This is a genomic window from Rhodococcus qingshengii JCM 15477, from assembly GCF_023221595.1.
GTDB lineage: Bacteria > Actinomycetota > Actinomycetes > Mycobacteriales > Mycobacteriaceae > Rhodococcus_F > Rhodococcus_F qingshengii.
The window spans coordinates 5,640,272-5,659,837 of sequence record NZ_CP096563.1; the positions used below are offsets into that span (position 1 = coordinate 5,640,272).

Below are 19,566 nucleotides of genomic sequence, written 5' to 3' on the forward strand. Positions count from 1 at the left end.
AAGAATGGAGAGAACACCTCATGAAGAAACTCGTTCCCGCTTTCCTGGTCGCGTGCGCTGCCCTGAGCCTCACCGCCTGCAGTAGTGATGCCGGTGCGTCGTCGGACGAACCTGCAGTCGTGATCGAGGTGAAGAACATGGCGTACACACCGGCATCGGTCACCATCGAGAAGGGACAGACCGTCGAATGGAAGTTCGACGACAGCGGACTCCCCCACGACGTGGTCGGCAACGGTGATCTCGACGGGAAACTGAAGAGCGAGTTGCTCACCGAGGGAACCTTCTCGTACACGTTCGACGACGCCGGCACCTTCACCTACCACTGCACGCCCCATCCGATGATGGTGGGCACCGTGATCGTTCAATAGTGAGGAGGTGGACCGCCGGCTTCGGCCTCGCTGTCGCGGCGACGTGTGTCCCAGCTTGCGGCACAGAAGATCCCGTCCCCGATGTGGTGGTCGAGATCAGCAATGTTCAGTTCAGTCCGATGGACGTCACCGTGGAGCACGGCGGCACCGTCGAGTGGCGCTTCGACGACGGCGGACTCCTGCATCACGTGGAATCACCCGGCCTGTTCGACAGCGGTATCACCGGAGACGGAACGTTCCGGCACACGTTCGAGAGCGTCGGAGTCTACGAATATTCGTGCTCCGTGCACCCGTACATGATCGGAGTCATCACAGTGCTGTGAACTCTGGCTCATCACTTTTCGCTGCGACTTCGGCTCGACACTTTTCCTGAACCACAAACACTTCGGAGGATCTGATGACTACTGTTCTCTCACACGGCCCACTGCAGACCGACGTCCCTGACATCCGGCCGACCCTTCAAGGATCGGTCGGCACCGCGACCCGTGTCAGCCTCGTCGCGGCGGGCGCCGCTGCGGGTGCCGGCCTCGCACTCGTGGCCACGCCATCTGCGACAACAGCTTTGACCACAGCTGTTATCGGCGCCGGGCTGGTTACGTCGCTGGCCGCGAACTGGTCGACCTGCGGAATGTCCGTCGCCGGAGTTGTTGCGGCGCCGAAGCAAGTCGATCGGAAGGGATCCTCGACTCCCGTCCGCCGACTCGGCTGGCACGCTCTGGGTTCGGTCACGACGGGAGCCGTCACCGGGGCATTGATCGGCGCTCTCGGTGCGGCGATGTCCGGGTACGTGCCGGTCGGCTGGGCGCTGGGCGTCTGGGCCGTCGTCGCGGTTGCATACGGGCTGCACGAGTTGGGTGCGGTGAGCATGCCGACTCCGATGCGGCGCCAACAGCTTCCGCGCCATCTGCGCCGCACGATGGCGCCGTGGAAGGTCTCGCTGATCTTCGGCGCGATCATCGGTCCGGGATTTCTGATCTTCATCCGCTCGAGTGCGTACTACCTCTTGGCACTCGGCGTCATGGCTTCGGGTTCACCGGCTCTCGGGGCGGCGCTGTTCACAGTCGTATCCCTTGGCCGCTGCATGCCCAGCCTCGCGGCAATCGTGCACACCAAGCGCGGTGGCTCGATGCCGGGATTCCTCTCGATCATGTGCGTCGTGGACCGTCGCGTGCAGAGCGTCACCGGCGCGGCATTGATCGCACTGGGAGCATTCGCCGCCGCAGCACTGATCTGACTCTCGACCGAGCACCCTTCACCTCGAGTGAACACACGCTCCGACTCTCCGGAGCGTGTGTTCACTCGACAGAAACCGTGCGCACTCACCCCGCGTCAGGGAATCGACAGCGCCGCCTGGACCGAGTCCTCCGACGGCGACGTCACCTTTGCGTCCCGGCTCCACAGCATGTCGAGCGCCGCCTTGGGTTTGGCAAGGACCCACTCCCGGGCGGCGTTCTTGATCAGCGTCGGACTTGCGCACCCGCAATCGCTGTTCACCCCGTCTGCGTCGATGCCGACGTCTCGGCACAGCGCCACAGCGCGGGGCACGTGATACCCCTGAGTGACGATCAACGCCTTGGTCACCCCATACGTATGTATGGCCCGGAAGCAGGTGTCATAGGTGTCGAGGCCGTACGGATCCCCCACGATGCGACGCTCATCTATTCCCTGCTCCAACAGGTAGTTCGTCATCGCCGCGATCTCGTCACCCGAGCCGCCGTTCGCGTCGCCGGAGACGAGGACCGCTTTAGCCTTTCCCGCTTCCACCAGTTCGACTGCTGCGTCCAGCCGCCCTTTCAGGAAAGCCATCGGCTTACCGTCCTTGATCTGCGCGCCCAGCACGATCACTACCGGAGCATCGGGAGCATCGACGGCGTCCGACGTATGGCCGGCCGACGCCACGGAAATCCACACGATCGAGCCCGCGTAGACAACTGCTCCGAGCACCGCAATGCCTGCGACCCAACGAGGCCACCGGCGCTTGCGCGGCGGTTTCACTGGATCTGCAGCAGCTTCGTCCATTCGTCGATCAAACCACACGGTTTGCTCATGGCTCGAGCGCTCGGTCGATCCTCCATCCCTCCGCGCCACTGCGCTCGGCCCACAGATCCGAGTACTTTCCACCTCGCGCGATCAGGTCTTCGTGGGAACCGACCTCCTCCACCCCACCGTCTTCGAGGTAGACGATGCGATCTGCTCCCTCAATAGTCGACAGGCGATGAGCGATGATCACCACCGTTCGACCACGGGCCAATCGGTGAATTGCCTCGGTGATGGCGACTTCGTTCTCTCCGTCGAGGGCTGAAGTCGCTTCATCGAGTAGAACTATCGGAGTGTCCTTGAGGAATGCCCGCGCAATCGAGACCCGCTGACGTTCACCGCCGGACAGCAGTGATCCGCCTTCACCTACCCTGGTCTCCTCACCGCTCGGCAAACGGTCGATCACTTCGGCTAGCCTGGAATCCACCACTGCTTGACGGACCTCCGACTCGGTGGCATCCGGTCTCGCCAACCGAACGTTCTCCAGGATGGTTCCGTCGAACAGGTAAACCTGCTGTGAGACAGTCGATATCCGAGACATCAATGCTCTCGTTCCGATGTCGCGAACATCGGCTCCCCCGATGGATACCGCACCTTCGTCGACGTCCCAAAATCTGGAGATCAGCCGAACCAGAGTTGTCTTTCCGGAACCGGAAGGACCGACCAGAGCAGTGACCGAGCAGTCCGGGAATTCGAGACTCACGTTCCGAATCACGCGATCCGGGCCGTAGCCGAAGGAGACCGAATCGAACCGAATATCATACGACGTAGGCTCTTTCGGCACCTCAGGTTCCGCCAGCACCGGTACATCGATCATCTCTCGGACAGATCCGAGCGACACCCGGGCCAGTGAGATACCTTCACCGAATCCTGCGAGCATCTGCATCGGCTCCACGAACCTCACGGCCAACACGAGAACAACGATCACGCTTGCTGTGTCGATGGACCCGGTGGTGACCAGCAGTGCCGCCAGTACCAGGACGGTGAGAAAGGCAACCTGAACGACGATCATGAACCGCAGCAGATACTTGTCGACCGATCCGATTTCCTGCAGGTGTGCGTCCCGGTTGGACACAAGAGCTTCGTCCAACCGGGACCAGCCTTCGCCACTCTTACCGGCCGAACGTAGAACTTGCTGCGCCTGTGCATATTCGACGACGCGTGATGCCAGCTCGGATTCGCTCTTGCCGATCACCTCGTATTCGGGAACAACCGCCCGCTGCACGTTGCGGTAAGCCCGAATCCCCAGTGGAACGAAGACGACCATCGTGAGAGACAGTCGCCAGTCCACAAACAAGACAGCGATCGCCACTGTCGCTGGAGTCACCGTGACGGTGACGAGTTGCGCGAGGATCATTCCCGGGATGCTCATCAAGATTGCCGTGCCCTCGGTGACCAGGCGAGTGAACGCTCCACGATTTGCCTTGCTGAACCACCCGAGCGGAACCTGCACCAAGTGTTCACCGAGGCGATGCATGATTCCACCGGCAAAACCCTCGATTCCGATGCGGTACGCCCGATTCTCGGCGATCCACCGTACGGCGCCACAGGCTACCGCCACGAGAGCAGAAGTGACAACCCACGGAACTGCGGCGTCGTAATCGCCGCGAACCACCGCTTTCAGGATCGGAATCATCAGTGCAAAGACGATACCCTCGAGTATCCCGGCGAGCGTGAAACCTGCTATCTGACCTCGCATCCCATTGTCGCGCCCGAGGATTTCGTCCAGGTCTCGAATCATTGCGGCGCCTTTCGCGGAGAGATGTCTTCGACGAGGGGGTTCTGGAGCGCCCACATCCGCGCGTAGGTTCCGCCGAGCGCCGACAACTGTTCGTGCGTACCCTTTTCCACGATCCGTCCGGCGTCGAGAACGAGTATCTGATCTGCGTATCGGACGGTGTGCAGTCGATGAGCGATCACCATCATGGTGCCGCCGTCTGCACTGATCTCGCCCAGTGCGCGTTGAACGGCCGATTCACTGTGGGGATCGGCCTGCGAAGTCGCCTCGTCCAGGATGACGATCGGCGGGTTCTGAAGGATGGCGCGGGCGATCGTCAGGCGTTGCTTCTCCCCACCCGACAGCTCACCGCCCGAACCACCACCGATCTCGGTGTCGTACCCGTCTGGCAGTCGCACGATCACGTCATGAATTTGCGCCCGCTTCGCCGCTGTCTCCACTTCCAGATCCGTTGCATCTGGTCTGCCGAGCCGAATGTTCTCGCGCACGGTGTCCCGCAAGAGCACGACATCCTGGAAGACGATCGCCATCGATTTCAAGACTTCGCGACTGGACTGATCTCGTAAATCGCTTCCGCCCAGTCGAATAGACCCGTCCGTGACGTCCCAGAACCGCGGAAGTAGACGCGCCAAAGTGGTCTTTCCGGAGCCGGAGGGGCCAACGATCGCGGTCACGGTGCCCGGTTGCATCTCGAAGGAGATGTTCTCGAGGACGCGCTGCCCAGTGGTGTATTCGAAGCCGACGCTGTCGAATTCGACCAAAGTGCTGCGAGCAGGCACTGCATCCTGAGGTTCGGCCAGCTCTGGTTCGCCGAGGATGCTCTCGACGTGAGTCGCTCCCAGTTGGCCTTCGCGGTAGAGGTTGGCCATCGTTCCCATGTGCAGAACCGACGACGGAACACCGATTCCGACGACCAGAAAGGCAACAAGAGCTACCGGGGTAATCCAACCCCCGGACAACATTGCAGTTCCCGTCGCCGTGATGACCACGATGAGTACCGCCGGTGAGAGGAGGATCGACATCGCGACCACCGGCCTTCCCATCCCCGACATCCATCGCACGCACACCGCAACCATCGAATCGACAGCGCTCGAGTAGCGCGCGAATGCGCGACTCCCACTCCCGTACGTCTTGACAACCTCGATACCGTCGCCCAGTTCTACTGTCGCAGAGGTCAATGTCGACATTGCAAGATTCCAGGAGTCGACGTTCGTTCGATAGGCTCTGCGCATCGACGGCGCGGCGAGAGCGAGACACACTCCGATGTAGCCGACCAGGACCAGGCTGAACTTCCAGTCCTTCGCCACCAGATAGATCAGGGCCACTATCGGCGACAGGATCGCGGGCACCACGTCGGCGGGAAGGTGAGCGACGAGAAGATGCATCCGCTTCACGTCGTCCGTCATCGCCTGCTTCACTTCACCGGTGCCACCATTTGCAAACCACCCCAGAGGAACTCGGGACAGATGCCGAGCGATACGCGAGCGGATCGAGTATTTGAAATGCGCGTCGGCGGTGTGACAGACGGTCAGTGCTGCGTTGTAGACGACAAAACCGAGAATTGTGCCCGCTGCACCGATTGCGGCCCACATCCAGACCAGGTTCAACGACGAGCCGGTCAGGAGCACCCGCGCGATCTCGACCACCGCAACGTAGGGCAGGAATCGCAGTGGCACCGACAGTGCCGACAGACCCGCCCCTAGGAGGAGTTGATTTCTCACCGGCGCGATCATCCTGCCCAAAGCGTCTCGGTCGACGAGTCCAGGCGAGTCTTCCGGGGCTGCGGACTCGTTCACTTTCATTGCCGCACTCACTCTTCGACGATGATCGTGCCGGTCATGTTCGGATGTGGTGTGCACGTGTAGGTGAACGTTCCGGCTTTGTCGAAGGTCTGACTGTAGGTTCCGCTTCCTTGGAGATCGCTCTTGATCCCCAACTCGGCGAACACGACATCGTGCGGCATTCCCTGGTCCTCGAAAATCCACGTGACGGTCTGTCCTGTGTGCACGGTGACGGAGTTCGGTGTGTACGCAAGGTTTTTCACCGAGATCTCGACCGGCGCTTGCTCGGTAGATCCCGTCGAATCGTTGCCGCACGACGTCAGTGTGAACACCGCTGCAACAGCGATCAATGTGGTCAATCCGGTGCGAACTGACATTCTGCTCTCCTCATCGAACGTAGTGGAGGTCGGCAGTCATCCCGGCCTCGAAGTGGTACGCGTTGTGACAGTGAAACATCCACCGTCCTGGATTGTCGGCGTCGAAGTCGATCGCCATTTGTGTACGCGGAAGTACGATCACAGTGTCTCGGCGAAGCCCGCCGTAGGAGGGAACCGAGAAGGTGTGCCCATGGGTGTGCATCGGGTGCCACATGTCGGTGTCGTTGTTCATGACGATTCGTATTCGCTCGCCCTGCTTCATTCTCAACCGACCTGCATCGGCGCCCGCCATTCCCCAGAGGTATCGATCGCCGGCCTGAATGAGATCCACCGAATACGCACGATCCGGTGCCCTCTGCTCCAGCGCTCCTGACGGGCGAAGCTCCGATTCCAGAACGAGCCGACCGCCGGAACCTGACAGCACTGCAGGCGAAGTCAGGTCGACGACCGCCACCGAATCCGGCGTCCGAAGCAGGCACGCGACGCCACCTGACTTCCCTTCCACCTTCGCGGCGATGGGCCACGAGCCGGACTGCACCGTCACCAATACGTCGTATCGCTGCGCGGGTGCGATCAGAATCTCGTCTCCGGCTGTGTAGGCAACGTCCTGCCCGTCAGCACTGACAACGGTCATCTCGTGCCCGGCGACCGAGAAACGGTACGGAGTCTCCGCCCCGGCATTGATCACCCGCAATCGAAGCCGAGTTCCGGCCGTCGCGCTGACGACGAAGGGATCTTCCACAGGCCGTCCGTTGATCAGGTGCAGTGGATACGTGATGTGCGTTGCCATTCCACCGAGCGCCTCGGAATTACCGTGACCGCTGGCGAGAAGTTCTGCGGCAGAATCAATCTCTGCATCATCGACTTCCGGTGGAGCTCCGCCGTGCCCGTGGTGTCCTCCCTGCACGTCCGGTGACAATGCGCGAAGCACTGCATCCGGGGTTGTTCCCAGCCCGTCGAGCCAGTCGTCGATCACGATGACGACGTCCTCGTCGGCTCCGGTCCGGTCGTTCGGGTCCTCGACCACGAGTGCACCGAATAGCCCTCGATCGGCCTGCAAGCCTGAATGGGAGTGGTACCAATATGTTCCGTGATCCGGGGCCACGAAGTCGTAGGTGAACTCGGCACCTGGTTGGATTCGTTCCTGGGTGACCGGCGGGACGCCGTCCATGTCGTTGCGGATCGCAATGCCGTGCCAGTGCACCGAGGTCTCCGTCGGAAGGTCGTTCTCCAAAAGAACGTTGAGCCGGTCTCCCTTGGAGATTCGAAGCTCCGGGCCAACTGCTTCCGCACCGTACGACCATGTGTCGACCTCTCTGGCGCCCAGACTCACCCGAGCCGGTGCAGCTGTCAGATTCCGTTCGACTGTGCGCCCGCTATGAAATCTCGCCTGTTCGGCAGCACGAACTTCGTCGTCGAACGGTGAAATCTCAGAACTGGATTCGTTCGCCGAACCACGGCTGCACGCACTCAATGCCACAGAACCCAAAGCCGCAGAACCCACAGCCGCAGAGCCGAGCGTCACCGCTCCCCATCGCAGAGCCAGGCGCCGACTCAACGCACTCGAACTCATGCCGTCAGCGCCGTGAATTCCTGATAGCGCGTCGCGGCAACAGCTTCGGTTCCGGTGCCGGTCAGATTGCCGGCAGCCATGGCATCCATGTCCTCGATCATCCAGAAGGTGGCGAAGGGATGAGTGGCAAGCCACATGTCTCCGTTGACCTTGGCCACTCGGTTCTCCTGCACCGCTGAAAGACTCGAGAATCCGGGAACACCGGCAACCTTGCCGAACTCGTACACGCCCTCGTCGAACACGGCTATGATCCGAGCATCCTGCGCCGGGATCGCCTCGTCGGACAGGGGCGCATACGGCAGTCCTCCAGCCGCATTCGCTCGCTGGGATTCCGGACGCCCGAAGCCGCTCTCCGCCAACAGCAACGACGGCGGCGCCTGCTCGGTGGTGGTGGCAAGGATTCCAGAACTGCTCATCAGCACCGACACGGTGTTCGCTTCACCACCGGACCGAGCAGAGACGTCAGCGATCTTGCCCTCCAAGGCGACGGTCAGCTTGTCGGCAACCGACTGACGATCAAAAGCGCGTCCGAAGAAGGCAAGATTCTCACGCCACGGAGTGGTGACGGCCGGGACCGGCACTGTGGGGACGGTCGATGCGAGGGAGTCGTAGTAGCTCCGATCGCCCATCGACGTGAAGATGACCAGTCCGGGATCCTGGGCGAGGACCTGCTCGATCGGGGGTGCACCGAGCGGCGGCACCGTGACCACCTCGGTACCCGCTGACGCCAAGATGTCCTGGCCGATCTCCGATCCCCACGACGTGAAGACCACATCAGGGGTGATGCCGACGGCAAGGAGACCGAGTGCGGCGTATTCGTCGAGGGAAACAATTCGCCCGAGGTCGCCTGGAACCGACGTCTCACCGAATTCATGGGACACAACACGCGTTCCCTCGGCAGGTTCCGTCGTCGGTCCCGCCTCACTCGAGCTACAGGCGGCCGCAGTCAGGGCAACGACACTGACCAGCAGCGAAGCACCCAGCCTCGATAGGTAACCGGGTCGCGTTTTCAACTTCATGGTGTCCTTCAGCTTCGAAAAATCGGGGGGTTCGCATAAATCCGAGCACTGCTCGGATTTGGCAAGTAAACCTCACCTAAGTTCATCCGTCAATCGCTTGCGTCGACTACGCACACCGATCCGACGCCGCTAAGCTCGGTCGGACCATGACTGCGCCATCACCTGACAAGAAGTCCGCCGCGACATCAGAGCGCCGCCGGAGTTACAACACCGGGATCACTGCGGACGCAGTGGTGACCGTGGCGTTCGGGCTCAGTCGCGAGCACGGAGTCGAGGGCTGGTCGCTGCGGCAGCTGCTCGGCGAACTCGATACGTCGTTCTCCGTCGTCTATCGACTCGTCGGAGATCGGGACGCACTCTCGGCTGCGGTGGTCGACAGTGCGGTGTCGGCCGTGAACGTGCCATCCGCACAGGAAGATTGGCGTCGATGGCTGACACATCTGCTCTTGCAGATGCGAGAGGCATTGATCGAGTGTCCAGGCGCGGCGCAGTGGCTGCTGATGAACGGAGTTGCCACCCAGCGCAGCCGGGAACTCATGGAGGCAGGATTGGCATCGCTGATCGACGCCGGGTTCGGGGAAGAAGCCGCTCAGGCTTACACCGTCGCCTTCACCTCGACAATCACACTGATCGCCATGAACGACGCCAGGCGCATTCCCAGCGGACAGCCTTCACCCGATCACAGCGCGATGCTGGAACGACTGAGTAACGACGGACCCTCAGATCCTCGTTCATCGATGGAGACACTGATCGGGAAGTTCGCCGGTCCACCGGATGCTGCGGAAGCAACACGGGCAGAACACTATCGCTACACACTCGACCGTGTCCTCGACGGCCTCGAGGCGCGGCTGAACGCAATCAAGGAGTCACAGAAATGACCGAGGGTCGCTGTCGCAGTTGTGCGACAGCAACCCTCGGATGAGTTGGATTCTCGATATGTCTAACGGAACAGGTTCGCGACGAACGGAATCGTGTCAGCCTGTGATTCGACCAAAGCGCCGCTATGGTCGGTGTTGTAGGTCTTGAACGTGACCGGTTCACCGTTGGCGACCAACGCTGCAACCAGCGAAAGTGCAGACGGTGCAGGGACATCCACATCGAGCAAGCCCTGGCCGATGAAGATGGGGCGATCGTATCCACTGGTCGGTACACCCATGTAATCGTTCAGCAGACCCTGGAAGTTCGGGATCTGACTGAGCGGGCGGGAGAAGATGTCACCGAGGACCAGATCCTTGGATGCCTCGTCCAGGTCTGCGGCGCAGAGCTTTTCGGCCGAGTCGACCTTTTCCCTTCCCAAGTCGTTCAGGTAGGAATTCAAGTCGATCTCGGGGTGCGCTTCCCGCAAGCCCGCGAGGATGTAGAGCGCGTACGACGTCAATCCGCCGCCGAGGGCGATGGGAGGGAAGCCCGGACCGGCAGGCAGGAGGGTCAACTCGATGTTGGCCGGCACTCCGGTACCCACCCCGCCGCGATAGTCGAGAGAATCCCCACCGTATTCAGTGGCGTAGCGCGCCGTCGTGATGGCCGCTCCGCCGCCCTGCGACTGTCCGACCACTGCCCACCGATTCGAGATGGTGGGGTCGATCACCCGAGCAGCCTTGACCGAGTCGACGACGCTGTGCGCCTCCACCTTTCCGTCGAGATACGGCATCAGCCCCGGTGTTCCCAGACCGACGTAGTCGGTGGCGACTACGGCGTAGCCCTCGGAGAGCCAACGCCCCAGGTAGGGGTAGTCGCGCTCGGGCAGGCCAGGACCGACCAGCGAAGGGGCACAGGAATCGTCGAGTCCCGTGGTGCCGTGCGCCCACGCAATGACGGGCCAACCACCTTCCGGTGCCGGACCGGCCGGGACGTAGTATGCGCCACTGCTCAGCGCAGGCCCGCCGTTGGAACCGATGGTCCAGTACGTGAATCGCTTGGCGTCGGCGGTACCCGGAATCCACAGATCTTTCGGTAGCGGCTCACTCGACACCACAGTGCCGGTGGCTTGCGACGCGCTCGGTGCCTGTGCGGACGCGATGGGCGCAGCAACGGCGGAGCCGATCGTTGCAGCACAGAGGGCTGCGATGGATATGCGGGCAAACGACTTCGACTGGAATTTCACGTCTGACGACTCCGGTTCGTGCGGTGGGCGACCTCGTTGGACGTTATCGTAGATTTTGTTTAACCGATCGGTCAAGCAAAATCTTGCAGCTTCGTGAAACGTATATGTCGAGATTCCGGCCCCAACTCCGACCTAGCATCGAACCGCACGAAAAAACAGTAGGAGGATGTGTCCATGGCACACGTACAGCGTTTCGACCACATCGGCATCACCGTCGCGGACCTCGAATCAGCGACGGCATTCTTCGTCGGTCTGGGTCTCGAGGTGGAGGGCACCGGATCCGTGGAGGGTGAGTTCGTGGAAACCGTCTGCGGTATCCCTGGAGCCAAGTGCGAAATCGCCATGCTGCGCCCGCCGGGCGAAGGATCACGGCTCGAGCTCTCGTCCTTCGTCACGCCCGAGCACGTACCCGGATCGCCTGCTCCGATGGCCAACGAGATCGGGATACGCAACGTGTCTTTCGAGGTGGGCGATCTCCAGGTTGCGGTCGACGCGGTGGCTGCGGACGGTTACGGACTCATCGGCGGGATCGGCGAGTACGAGAACAGCGTGCGCATGGCCTACGTCCGGGGGCCAGAAGGGATCATCGTGTCCCTGTTCGAGCAGATCGCCTGAAGCGTCACGGCATTCGGAGCGTCAGATCGCCTTCCAGGAGCTGGCCAGAGCGCCCATCGCAGCCGCGAATTCGGCGAACGCCGCGTCGATTCTGACGCGGTCACCGGTGGTCACCAGATCGAGCGTCAACCCGCGAATCTGCGCCAACACGATCGTCGCGTAGCGATCAGCGCGATCGGGTGGACATCCGTGCGCGAGCGCAGCTTCCGCCAAACCACCCAACCAGTCCCCCACCACATGGTCGAGAAACTCGCGATACCGCTCCGGATGCAACAACGCCTGTCCGTAGATCTCGAACATCAAGCGAAAGTTCGGCAACGATTCCGCTGATGTGCGCCCATTCCAGTAACTCGTCAACATCTCGACGATGTCGGTCCCGGAAGAGATGTCGAGAGAAGAACTGTCTCGCAGGGTGGCAACTACTTCAGTGAGCAGTTGTTCCTTCGAACCGAAATGATGGATGAGTGTCGCATGACTGATCCCCAGATCCTTGGCCAATGGCCGCATGGACAGTTCACCGACGCCGTTCGCCGTGACGTACGCGGTTACCTGCTCGAGCAATTCGGCACGGCGATGCTGGTAACGCAGTTTCCGGCCGTCGACCGGCGTGCTGTCCTCCACCTGCAGGAGCCTACGCAGTACCGGAAACACAGCAGTACCGGAAACACGGCAGTACCGGTTACACGGTGACGTGGTGGCGATCCGATCGACTGATCGTCACAGCGGCGACGACAACACCGATCACCACGCCGATGAGAGTGTCCGCGACGCGAGCCACTGCCGCTTCGGTCCCGATCGGAGCACTGAAACCGATGAGGAGCAGTGCCATCGGGGTGACGGCCAGTGATGTCAGTGCATAGTTCTTGATCACGAGCAGCTCAGCAGCAGTCTGCAGAATCACGACCACGGCAACCGCTTGCCAGTAGCCGAGCGTCAATGCGATGAGAGCAGCAGCGACGACGGCGCCACCTACATTTCCCACCAACCGCTGAATCCCACGCTGGACGGTCTGCTTGTAGTTCAGCCCCTGCATCGCGGCGATGGCACCCATCGACGCCCAGAGCGGATGCTCCAACCCGGCTCCCGCCGCGAGCCAACCGGCCAGAGCCGACGCTGCCACGATGCGGAGAGCATTCATCCGCACCGGGCGCGAATACAGCCGATTCAATCCTTCGAGAAAATAGCCTTCGGGCGCGGCCAGGTTCTTTGCCGGTGCGAGATCGTGTTCGATCATGCTGGAACGCTTGAGCTTCCGAAGCTCCTTCTCGTGCCGAGCAATGCTGCGAATCAGGGTGGCGTCGCCGTGCAACTGCCACTCCTGAACTGCCGCTTCTGCTTCGTCGAGCACCGCCACCAGTTCGCGTCCGTGATCGACGGTCGACTTGATCCGGCCACTCGACGCAATAACCAAGCGGGCGTTGGCAATCGATCCGAGCGCCGGTTCCACTCCGTCTGCGCCGGACTGTTCGAGACGCCCCACCGCAGAAACTGCACGGGCAACTGCCAGGCGGGCAGGTCCCATCGGCAGTACGAGCGCTGGGAGCATCGCGGCCGCCCAACCGACCAGAACTCCGAGCGCACCGGCAGTGACCAACCGCGCCAAATCATCAACGCTGGAGGCATATCCGGCTGCACCGGTCGCCGCGAAGACGAGGATGACGGGCCCTGGCCCGGTGATCCGGAAGCCCGACATGAAGCAGTACGACGCACCCGCAAGCAAAGAGAGGATGCCGATCTGCAACCACATCGGAACGCCCGCGACACCCATGGCGCCGCCGAAGGCAATCGAAACCACCAGTGCAGCACCCACCATTGCCAGCTTGCCGGCCAACCGTGGATACGGCTCGTACCTGCCGAACGCGGCACACAGCGCACCCAAGGCCGCGAAGCCGGCCAATTCCCGATGCCCGAGCAGTCCGCCGACCACGAGGACTACGGCGGTGGCGAGTCCGACTCTGATCGCCGGGGCGATGGTCGCGTCCGCGGATCCGATACGAAAAGCCGCTCGCCACGTCGCCCCGGAGACGGTATGTGCAATGGCTTCACTCGAATGAGTGAGACGGCTGGGCGTCCTGGCTGCGGTTTCGGTTCGGCTCACCCACCCAGCATACATTTATTTCACTAGTAAATTACTTGTGAAGTAATGTGAAATCTGTCGCTAGGATGGGGCCATGGGCGCGGCGAACAGATCCGAAGACGACTTCATCGACAAAGTCCGTCGCGAATGGAAGCGCGCCTACCCCGAGTTCGACACTGCTCCCGTCGAGGTGATGGGCCGGATCGCCCGCATCAACGCGCAGTCTCTTCACCAGCTCGACCGCGCACTGGCGTCCAGCGGGGTCTCTCGCGCCGAATTCGACGTGATGAGTGCACTCGCTCGCAGTGACCGTCCCCTGCGGGCGAGCGAAGTCACCGCCGTCACGATGGTCAGCGGCGCCGCCACCACAAAACACGCAGACCGCCTGGCCAAGCTGGGCTTTGTCGAGCGTCAGCGCTTCGAACACGACGGACGAGTGGTTCTGCTTCAACTCACCGATGCCGGTCGCGCATTGGTCGAGGCAGAGTTTCCCCGACGCGTCGAGCGAGACCGTCAAGTACTCACCGGACTCGACGAGGACGAACGTGCCCAACTGACGGCACTGCTCAAACGCATCTCACTCAACATCGACTCGGGGATCTGGGACTGACCTACTTCGGCAGCGGCACGTTCTGCAAACGCACCTGACCGCGCGCCACCTCTTTGCCCGATTCCGGATCGGTGATGACCACCGACCACAACTGCTGAACCCGGCCCTGCTGTATCGGCACAGCCACGACGTCCACGCGCCCACCCGTACGCGCCCGCAGGAAATCCGTTCCGTTGTGCACTCCGACGGCAAATTCGCCACGGTCCGCCACTGCAGTGCTGGCCCCGATGCTCGCGGCGGACTCGACGGCAGTCGTGTAGACACCGCCGTGGACTACGCCCCACGGCGTGTGATGCTCCTCGGACAGATCGATGTGCCCGACAACCTTCGTGCCGGACACCTCGTCCAGTTGCAATCCGGCAGCGCTGACAAATCCGCTTGCTGCCTCGAGATTCAATTCCGTCATGTCGACCCCTCATCTGCTCGGTTGGATTTCTCGACTCACCTTCCGCCTCGAAATACGTGCCGTCAAGTGCTAAGTTGGAATTCCCAACTAACATTTCCAACTAACAGGGGCCCAGAGATGACGGCGACAAAAGGACGCAACTGCTCCATCGCCAACGCCTTGGAGGTCGTCGGCGAGAAGTGGTCACTGTTGGTGCTCAGAGAAATCGCCCTCGGGCAACGACGGTTCGACGAGATCGCCGCGGGCACGGGTGCGAGCCGCGACATCCTCGCCGCGCGTCTACGCACCCTTGTCGACGCCGACGTCCTCGCGAAGCGACGCTACGAAGACCATCCACCGCGCTACGAATACGTCGCCACCGAATCAGGGAAGGCGCTCTATCCCATTCTGATGGCGCTCATGGAATGGGGGGACGCCTTTGCGACGACGGGTCCACCGCCAACCGTCGTCGAACACCGTTGCGGTGAGATCCTGCACGCCCAAGTTGTGTGCGCGCACTGCAAAGAGCCGCTGGCCGCCAAAGACGCGCATGTAGTCGAACTCTCGCCGCCTACTCGATAGCGTCAGCGTCCGGGCGGAAACCCGCCTGTTGCGATCGGACCCCAGGAGTCGACGGTGACGCGGATCAGGCTCTTACCCTGCTTGCGCATGGCTTCGCGGTACTCGTCCCAGTCGGGATGATCACCGGCGATGGATCGGTAGTAGTCGACCAACGGTTCCACCGAGTCCGGGAGGTCGATCAACTCCGCGGTCCCGTTCACCTGGACGTACGGGCCGTTCCACTCGTCGGAGTGGATACACAGAGACACCGCCGGGGTGCGGCGGACATTCGCGGCCTTGGCCCGTTCCGGGTACGTGGAGATGACGATCCGACCCTCGTCGTCGACCCCGCACGTCACCGGAGAGATCTGCAGCTCGCCGGATTTCTTCACCGTGACGAACGTGGCCCGATGGCGCGGCCTGATGAACTCGAGGAGTTCGGCAAACGACACACGATCTGCGCTGGCGATCTTGGACATGACCTCAGCCTAATTCGATTTACGAACTGACGCTCAGGGCATCTCGATGGTCTGAGCACGTGCGATTTCGTCGATTGCACGAATAATGTACGCGCTCTGAGCTTTCTTCACTCCGGTCGACAAACTCCCGATGACCAGAACCGCCGAACGCAGGTACGCGCCGTGCCCGATGCGGAACGAATCGTCTTCCAGATCCGAAATCCCGAGCGCCCCGGTGTAGACCGCAGCGAGCGCCTGCACGTCCAGATCCGGCAGCCACACGATCGTGGACTTGGCGCAAACAGTGAGCGCATCCTGCACGTCCTCGCTGGACAAGCCGTCCGGATGCGTGTCCTCTAGCAATTCGCGCACGATCGCCGCGTGAACCGAGCTGACCTGCTCGAACGAGAGCCCGCGCAGTTCCTCGACAGCCACGAGCAGTCCGTCACGATTTGCCGCCCGCACCGCGGCGAGTGCGTCGGCCGTGGCATCGGCGATGTCACGGGCGACCTTCGGCCAATGCGTCGGCCAGCTCTGTTCTGGCGTCCGCTGTTCCGGCGTCCGCTGGTCTGGCGTCATCGTGGTATCTCCTCGGTCCTCGCGTTCATGCGGAAGCCTTCCACATCCCACCGACAGGCCAGGCGATCCGTCAGCGCAGCCGCTCCAACAAGGACATTGCGTTGTGCGGCGCAAAGCCTTTCATGTCGTTGTCGAAGTAGACGTACACGTCGAGGCCCTCGTCCATCCAATCCCGAAAGCGCTTGGACCACTTGTCCAGAGCTTCGTCGGTGTACCCACTCGCATACAGTTCCTTGTCCCCGTGCATCCGCACGTAGACAAAATCGGCAGTAGGAGTGGTGATGCGGGGATATCTGCCGGCGGTGTCTGCGACGACAAAACCGATGGAGTGCTCGCGCATCAGGTCCACGGCTTCGTCGGTCTCGAAGCTGGCGTGCCGCGCTTCCACCGCGTAGCGAATCGGCACGTCCCTCTCGGTCTGGGCGAACACTCGGTCTTCGGTGAGTTTGTCGTCGTGCTGTGCTGCCAGATCGGCTGCAGCCTGCGTGGTGCGGGGAAGACCGTCGAAGAAGTCGGTCAACCGCTGCGGTTCGAACTGCAGCGTCGGAGGTAGTTGCCACAGGATCGGTCCGAGTTTGGGGCCGAGGGCGAGTGTTCCGGCGGCGAAGAAGTTGGCGAGTCCGTCACGGGCGTCGAGCAGTCGTTTCATGTGCGTGATGTACCGGCCGCCCTTGATCGCGAACACAAAATCTTCGGGAGTTTCACTGCGCCATTTGGTGTAGCTTTCCGGCTTCTGCAGCGCGTAGAACGAGCCGTTGATCTCAATCGACGTCAATCTCTCTGCGGCATAAGACAATTCTTTGCGGTGAGCAAGACCTTTCGGATAGAAATCTCCGCGCCACGCGGGATACGTCCACCCGGAGATACCTACCCGAATATCTGCCATCGATTCAGACTAAGCGGCACTCGAGCGTTTTGGCACTCCGTGTTTCAAACTCCGGCGCTGAGCGCGACGGATACCGGTACGACGGTCAGGCACACCACCGCACCGATGAACAACGCGATCACGAGGCGACGGTCCCACTTTCCGCGTGCACCACTGGCAGCGAGCATGAAGATCACAAAACCTACACACACGGACACGATAGTCACGATCACCGGAGTTCCAACCATGCCGTGATTGTCCCCTACCCATTGCCACCGAGCGCCCTACGGGTACACGATCGAAGTACCCATCCCGAGCTAGGAGTGGAAATGCCGAAATACCTCTGGCAAGTGACGTACTCACCCTCCGGCGCCGCCGGTCTACAGCAGGAGGGAGGCACTGCGCGGCGCGACGCGATAACGCGAATGGTCGAAAGCATCGGTGGCACTGTCGAATCCTGCCACTTCGCACTGGGCGGTCACGACATGTTCGTGATCGGCAACCTGCCGGACGACGTCGCGGCAGCCGCATTGAGCATTCGCACGGCTGCGGCAGGTGCAGCACGCTCGGAGTCGATCACACTGCTCACGCCGGAGCAGATCGACGAGGCAGTCAAGCGACCGACCGACTACCGCGCGCCGGGCAAATGACGACGGAAGGAATAGATCCCGGCAGCAGCCGAGTTGCACCCGCTGTGACGGAGACTACGAAAACACCTGACCTGGGCACCTACGGAATCTGGCGAGGAGCGGCTGGTTTGCCGCCCGAGCTGGGAACTGCGATCGAGAAACTCGGTTTCGGCACCATCTGGATCGGCGGCTCCCCACGCGCCGATCTACGGATCGCCGAGAAACTTCTCGACGCGACCGAGCACATCACCGTGGCAACCGGAATCGTCAACATCTGGTCCTCACCTGCGGCTGAGGTGGCGGAGTCCTATCACCGACTCGAAGCCGCGCACCCGGGTCGATTCCTGCTCGGCGTAGGCGTCGGGCATCCGGAGGCGACCGGCGACTACACCAAGCCGTACGCCTCACTCGTGTCGTACCTCGACGAACTCGACGCGGCCCAGGTCCCGGAATCGCGGCGCGTCCTCGCCGCACTGGGGCCGAAGGTGTTGAAACTGTCCGCCGCTCGCGCCGCCGGCGCGCATCCGTACCTGACCACCCCCGAACACACGGCCGAAGCTCGCGAAATCCTCGGCCCTTCGAAGATCCTGGCCCCCGAGCACAAGGTCGTCCTGGAAACCGATCCGGAGAAGGCCAGAGCAATCGGTCGCCCCGCCGTCGCCAACCCGTATCTGTATCTGCGCAACTACACGAGCAATCTCGAGCGCCTCGGTTTTGCGCCCGAAGAGTTGGCCAACGAGGGGAACGATCGCGTCATCGACGCCCTGGTTGCGCGGGGTACCGCGAAGTCCATCGCGGATCGACTTCGGGAGCATGTCGCGGCGGGTGCCGATCACGTTGCGATCCAAGCACTTCCCGCCGAAGGTGATCCGATCGCGACCTACGAAGCACTGGCCGCCGAACTCTTCGACTGACCGGGCAACCCTTGACTTGGATAAGTAGTGTCCGAGTATACTTGGACACTACTTATCCGAGTAAAGGAGAAAAACATGAAGATCGTCATTTTTGGAAGCGGACTCATCGGAAGCCAGGTCGCCGCCAAGCTCGCTGACGCCGGGCACGACGTGAAGGCGCTCGGTCGCGGCGACGGGATCGACATCACCACCGGCGCAGGTATCGCCGAGGCAGTCGAGGGTGCCGACGTCGTCGTGGATCTGACCAATTCCCCTTCGTGGTCGGACGACGACGTCTTGGCCTTCTTCCGCGACGGAACCGGCCACATCCTCGCCGCGGAGGAGAAGGCAGGCGTCGGGCACCACGTCATCCTGTCCATCGTGGGTGCCGATCGACTGCCCGATTCCGGGTACATGCGAGCCAAGGTCGCCCAGGAAGACCTGGTCAAAGCGGGCCCGACCCCCTACACGATCGTCCGATCGACCCAATTCTTCGAGTTCGTCGCCGGAATCGCCGACGCGGGAACCACCGACGGCGCCGTCCACGCAACGCCGGGACATCTGCAACCCATCGCGTCTAGAGACGTCGTGTCCCACGTCGCCGAGGTAGTGATCGGCGCGCCGCAAAACGGCACGGTCGAGATTGCCGGACCCGAACCGCTGGGCATCGACGAACTGGTCCGGCGCTTGTTCCTCGTCACCGGCGACAAGCGTTCGGTTATCTCCGATCCCGAAGCCGGCTACTTCGGCGCGAAACTCGACAACTCGGCACTGACCCCGACACCCGGTGCAGATGCATGGATCGCGCCGACAACATACGACGCGTGGCTTGCCGAGAAGGCCTGACGTCGACAACTCGAGCGACGTCCGGCCCGCACCGCTTTCCGCGGCGTCGAT

General features: G+C 62.0%; 24 protein-coding genes. 10 read left to right on the forward strand and 14 right to left on the reverse strand.

Annotation, left to right across the window (positions count from 1 at the left end; all coding sequences use genetic code 11):
• Positions 1–20: 20 nt before the first annotated feature.
• The 3 genes from M0639_RS25990 to M0639_RS26000 all read left to right on the forward strand — a co-directional run bounded on the left by M0639_RS25990 (position 21) and on the right by M0639_RS26000 (position 1,602).
• Positions 21–368: a plastocyanin/azurin family copper-binding protein gene (locus M0639_RS25990; RefSeq protein ID WP_064073870.1), complete on the forward strand. Its 348-nt coding sequence runs from the start codon at positions 21–23 to the stop codon at positions 366–368.
• Positions 368–691: a cupredoxin domain-containing protein gene (locus M0639_RS25995; protein WP_082893130.1), complete on the forward strand. Its 324-nt coding sequence runs from the start codon at positions 368–370 to the stop codon at positions 689–691. The genes M0639_RS25990 and M0639_RS25995 overlap by 1 nt, the downstream gene beginning before the upstream one ends.
• Positions 692–765: 74 nt before the next feature.
• Positions 766–1,602, forward strand: coding sequence for a hypothetical protein (locus M0639_RS26000; protein ID WP_042447112.1), 837 nt, complete (start codon positions 766–768; stop codon positions 1,600–1,602).
• Positions 1,603–1,697: 95 nt separating this feature from the next.
• On the opposite strand, the gene M0639_RS26005 is transcribed toward M0639_RS26000, so the two are convergent.
• The 6 genes from M0639_RS26005 to M0639_RS26030 are packed head-to-tail and all read right to left on the reverse strand — an operon-like array spanning position 1,698 to position 8,893.
• Complete coding sequence (locus tag M0639_RS26005; RefSeq protein WP_064073869.1) at positions 1,698–2,387, reverse strand: SanA/YdcF family protein; 690 nt, start codon at positions 2,385–2,387, stop codon at positions 1,698–1,700.
• 25 nt (positions 2,388–2,412) lie between these two features.
• Positions 2,413–4,146 (reverse strand): ABC transporter ATP-binding protein, encoded by a 1,734-nt coding sequence (locus tag M0639_RS26010; protein WP_064073868.1) that lies wholly within the window; start codon positions 4,144–4,146, stop codon positions 2,413–2,415.
• Positions 4,143–5,957 (reverse strand): ABC transporter ATP-binding protein, encoded by a 1,815-nt coding sequence (locus M0639_RS26015; protein WP_231915049.1) that lies wholly within the window; start codon positions 5,955–5,957, stop codon positions 4,143–4,145. The genes M0639_RS26010 and M0639_RS26015 overlap by 4 nt, the downstream gene beginning before the upstream one ends.
• Positions 5,954–6,301, reverse strand: coding sequence for a plastocyanin/azurin family copper-binding protein (locus tag M0639_RS26020; protein WP_003940254.1), 348 nt, complete (start codon positions 6,299–6,301; stop codon positions 5,954–5,956). The genes M0639_RS26015 and M0639_RS26020 overlap by 4 nt, the downstream gene beginning before the upstream one ends.
• A gap of 10 nt (positions 6,302–6,311) precedes the next feature.
• Positions 6,312–7,874, reverse strand: coding sequence for a multicopper oxidase family protein (locus M0639_RS26025; protein WP_064073867.1), 1,563 nt, complete (start codon positions 7,872–7,874; stop codon positions 6,312–6,314).
• Entirely contained in the window at positions 7,871–8,893 is a 1,023-nt protein-coding gene (locus M0639_RS26030; protein WP_054825358.1) for an ABC transporter substrate-binding protein, read from the reverse strand. Before M0639_RS26030 ends, M0639_RS26025 begins: the two co-directional genes overlap by 4 nt.
• Before the next feature lie 146 nt (positions 8,894–9,039).
• Between M0639_RS26030 and M0639_RS26035 the strand changes: the two genes are divergently transcribed.
• Entirely contained in the window at positions 9,040–9,771 is a 732-nt protein-coding gene (locus tag M0639_RS26035) for a TetR/AcrR family transcriptional regulator (RefSeq protein ID WP_064073866.1), read from the forward strand.
• A 62-nt stretch (positions 9,772–9,833) separates the two neighbouring features.
• Here M0639_RS26035 and M0639_RS26040 read toward each other — a convergent pair whose 3' ends face one another.
• Entirely contained in the window at positions 9,834–10,997 is a 1,164-nt protein-coding gene (locus tag M0639_RS26040) for an alpha/beta hydrolase family protein (RefSeq protein WP_003940397.1), read from the reverse strand.
• A gap of 174 nt (positions 10,998–11,171) precedes the next feature.
• Between M0639_RS26040 and M0639_RS26045 the strand changes: the two genes are divergently transcribed.
• Entirely contained in the window at positions 11,172–11,612 is a 441-nt protein-coding gene (locus M0639_RS26045; protein ID WP_007729713.1) for a VOC family protein, read from the forward strand.
• A gap of 21 nt (positions 11,613–11,633) precedes the next feature.
• Here M0639_RS26045 and M0639_RS26050 read toward each other — a convergent pair whose 3' ends face one another.
• Together M0639_RS26050 and M0639_RS26055 are read right to left on the reverse strand one after the other, a co-directional pair.
• A complete protein-coding gene (locus M0639_RS26050; RefSeq protein WP_030536496.1) occupies positions 11,634–12,233 on the reverse strand; it encodes a TetR/AcrR family transcriptional regulator in 600 nt (199 codons plus the stop codon).
• Positions 12,234–12,291: 58 nt separating this feature from the next.
• Positions 12,292–13,725 (reverse strand): FUSC family protein, encoded by a 1,434-nt coding sequence (locus tag M0639_RS26055; RefSeq protein WP_064073865.1) that lies wholly within the window; start codon positions 13,723–13,725, stop codon positions 12,292–12,294.
• Positions 13,726–13,783: 58 nt separating this feature from the next.
• Between M0639_RS26055 and M0639_RS26060 the strand changes: the two genes are divergently transcribed.
• Positions 13,784–14,299, forward strand: coding sequence for a MarR family winged helix-turn-helix transcriptional regulator (locus M0639_RS26060; RefSeq protein ID WP_003940222.1), 516 nt, complete (start codon positions 13,784–13,786; stop codon positions 14,297–14,299).
• A 1-nt stretch (position 14,300) separates the two neighbouring features.
• On the opposite strand, the gene M0639_RS26065 is transcribed toward M0639_RS26060, so the two are convergent.
• Complete coding sequence (locus M0639_RS26065; protein ID WP_003940256.1) at positions 14,301–14,705, reverse strand: PaaI family thioesterase; 405 nt, start codon at positions 14,703–14,705, stop codon at positions 14,301–14,303.
• A gap of 117 nt (positions 14,706–14,822) precedes the next feature.
• On the opposite strand from M0639_RS26065, the gene M0639_RS26070 reads away from it, so the two are divergent.
• On the forward strand, positions 14,823–15,266 hold the full coding sequence (locus M0639_RS26070; protein ID WP_007729719.1) for a winged helix-turn-helix transcriptional regulator: 444 nt from the start codon (positions 14,823–14,825) through the stop codon (positions 15,264–15,266).
• A 2-nt stretch (positions 15,267–15,268) separates the two neighbouring features.
• Here M0639_RS26070 and M0639_RS26075 read toward each other — a convergent pair whose 3' ends face one another.
• The 4 genes from M0639_RS26075 to M0639_RS26090 all read right to left on the reverse strand — a co-directional run bounded on the left by M0639_RS26075 (position 15,269) and on the right by M0639_RS26090 (position 17,395).
• On the reverse strand, positions 15,269–15,724 hold the full coding sequence (locus tag M0639_RS26075; protein WP_007729721.1) for a PPOX class F420-dependent oxidoreductase: 456 nt from the start codon (positions 15,722–15,724) through the stop codon (positions 15,269–15,271).
• A 33-nt stretch (positions 15,725–15,757) separates the two neighbouring features.
• Entirely contained in the window at positions 15,758–16,282 is a 525-nt protein-coding gene (locus M0639_RS26080; protein WP_064073864.1) for a hypothetical protein, read from the reverse strand.
• Positions 16,283–16,352: 70 nt separating this feature from the next.
• Positions 16,353–17,168 (reverse strand): DUF72 domain-containing protein, encoded by an 816-nt coding sequence (locus tag M0639_RS26085; protein ID WP_064073863.1) that lies wholly within the window; start codon positions 17,166–17,168, stop codon positions 16,353–16,355.
• A 44-nt stretch (positions 17,169–17,212) separates the two neighbouring features.
• The gene (locus M0639_RS26090; RefSeq protein ID WP_003940600.1) at positions 17,213–17,395 is read right to left on the reverse strand and encodes a hypothetical protein; all 183 of its coding nucleotides are present in this window, start codon (positions 17,393–17,395) and stop codon (positions 17,213–17,215) included.
• Between the two features lie 81 nt (positions 17,396–17,476).
• Here M0639_RS26090 and M0639_RS26095 point away from each other — a divergent pair, with 81 nt between their 5' ends.
• The 3 genes from M0639_RS26095 to M0639_RS26105 all read left to right on the forward strand — a co-directional run bounded on the left by M0639_RS26095 (position 17,477) and on the right by M0639_RS26105 (position 19,515).
• Positions 17,477–17,797: a GYD domain-containing protein gene (locus M0639_RS26095; protein WP_007729728.1), complete on the forward strand. Its 321-nt coding sequence runs from the start codon at positions 17,477–17,479 to the stop codon at positions 17,795–17,797.
• A gap of 44 nt (positions 17,798–17,841) precedes the next feature.
• Positions 17,842–18,690 (forward strand): LLM class F420-dependent oxidoreductase, encoded by an 849-nt coding sequence (locus M0639_RS26100; RefSeq protein ID WP_030536489.1) that lies wholly within the window; start codon positions 17,842–17,844, stop codon positions 18,688–18,690.
• 75 nt (positions 18,691–18,765) lie between these two features.
• On the forward strand, positions 18,766–19,515 hold the full coding sequence (locus M0639_RS26105; protein WP_007729730.1) for an SDR family oxidoreductase: 750 nt from the start codon (positions 18,766–18,768) through the stop codon (positions 19,513–19,515).
• The last annotated feature ends 51 nt before the right edge of the window (positions 19,516–19,566 follow it).